Source organism: Niallia sp. MER 6, assembly GCF_023714395.1.
Classification (GTDB): domain Bacteria; phylum Bacillota; class Bacilli; order Bacillales; family Cytobacillaceae; genus Niallia.
This window is the reverse complement of record NZ_JAMAUK010000087.1, coordinates 1-1,614: the sequence shown is the minus strand read 5'-3', so window position 1 is coordinate 1,614 and position 1,614 is coordinate 1. Positions and strand designations below refer to the sequence as shown.

The 1,614-nt window shown below is 31.1% G+C and carries 1 protein-coding gene; it reads left to right on the top strand.

Going from position 1 to position 1,614, the window contains the following annotated elements; genetic code table 11:
• Nucleotides 1–580: 580 nt before the first annotated feature.
• Complete coding sequence (locus M3600_RS28270; protein ID WP_251648547.1) at nucleotides 581–1,144, top strand: hypothetical protein; 564 nt, start codon at nucleotides 581–583, stop codon at nucleotides 1,142–1,144.
• Nucleotides 1,145–1,614 lie beyond the last annotated feature (470 nt).

Here is a 1,614-nt window from a genome sequence, read left to right as displayed (position 1 = left end):
AGATTAGCTATATTCTGTAAATGATAATTTGGAGGAGCCGTGTGCGTTAATAGCGCAAGCACGGTTCTGTGAGGGGGGAGGAGTACAATTTGCCGTAAGGTAGAAAGGCTCCCTTCTACTCGACTAGCTGAAAAAGAAATTCTGTTTTATAGCTAAAAGTAGACGATCTGAGTAGAATGGTCAAATAAAATTATACTAAAGGGAAAATTTATATTATACTTATTGCTTTGGTATATAATGGATATGTAAAAGAACTATAATTTGGAGGTTTTTATGTTTTTAGTTTCTAAGTCCATGGATATACTTGTGGAAAGCCAGTAATCATACTGAAACTCTTATAAAAAAATTAAAGGGGAATACAAAAATAAAATTTTTCCCCTGAAATTGATGTATTAGATTTTGTAGTTTTTATGAACCAAACCTCATTTGACATTAGGATGTTTCTATGGATAGGGAAAATAATGAAGTATAAAATATAAACGAGGAAAATTAAATAAATCTACTCCGGTTGATGCTAAATATACTTATGAAGAGTATTCTAAAAGAAAGTTAAAAAACTCTGAATTGGAGATAAAACTAAATGCTAAAAAGAACTTTTTCATTAAGCCTTATTCTAATTATCTTAGGTTTAACACTAGTCGGTTGTGATAAGACTACATCAGAGGGTATTAGAAACAATCAACAAGAAGAAGTTTCATCATCAGAAACTAACAAAAATATTTCTGCAGACGATCTTACTGGTGATAATATTGCATGGGAACCATTAAAAATTGAAAAAAGAAATAATGGGTTGAATTTTAAAATAAATATAGGCATAAGAGATAGCTATATTGAGAAGTTATCGAAGATGAATAGTACATGGTATGTAACAATCTCTGAAAAATCTTCAAAATTAGTCGATATACTTGACCCTAAAAGTCCGCCAATACCTGTTAGTATAAATCTAGATTCACCTTCAAAAAAGGATGTTAATAAAAGTTTTTATTCCATAAACCTTAATAGTGGGTTAGTTGAAAACTTATCTGATGATCAACTTAATCAAGCATTAGAACCAGCAAATTATAAACTAGATATACTAAATGAAAAACAAGAAGTTGTTGCTAAATTTTTTGATATTAATAAGGCATGGTCTTTTAATTATTAATATTAATTTTTGCATAGTAAAAAGCGCCCTCAAATTGAGTGGGGCTTTTTATTTTGCGATTACATTTATTAACAGACATTTCTAATGTGTTGTAACATACTAAGGATTAATGGAGATATTGAATAAAAACATAACTTAAACTGAATTTTATTTATGGCTTAACCTTTCTTTATGTAAAAATCTGGACAGCATAAGAACTTAAGTAATAGTTTGTGAATAGTTACTATTAAATAATAGAGGGCTTTGATTCAATAAGGATTTATACCCTGTTGTTAAAGTCTTATGGAACTATAATGGCAGCATTCCTGTAATATATGAAAAACTAGCTTATGGGAGAAACAGTGCAGTTGTGCGGCCGAGCCTAGGTCGTATCATATAGCGGGTGGGATTCCCGCCGAGTAAGAACTAGCCATTCGCTCGTAGCGAGTCTTGGAGGACTGAGGGTAACTTTAGTCTTTAAGCGTAGACAG

Excerpts from the sequence above, each read along its gene's own strand:
- M3600_RS28270 (WP_251648547.1), top strand. The coding sequence starts at position 581 with ATGCTAAAAAGAACTTTTTCATTAAGCCTTATTCTAATTATCTTAGGT.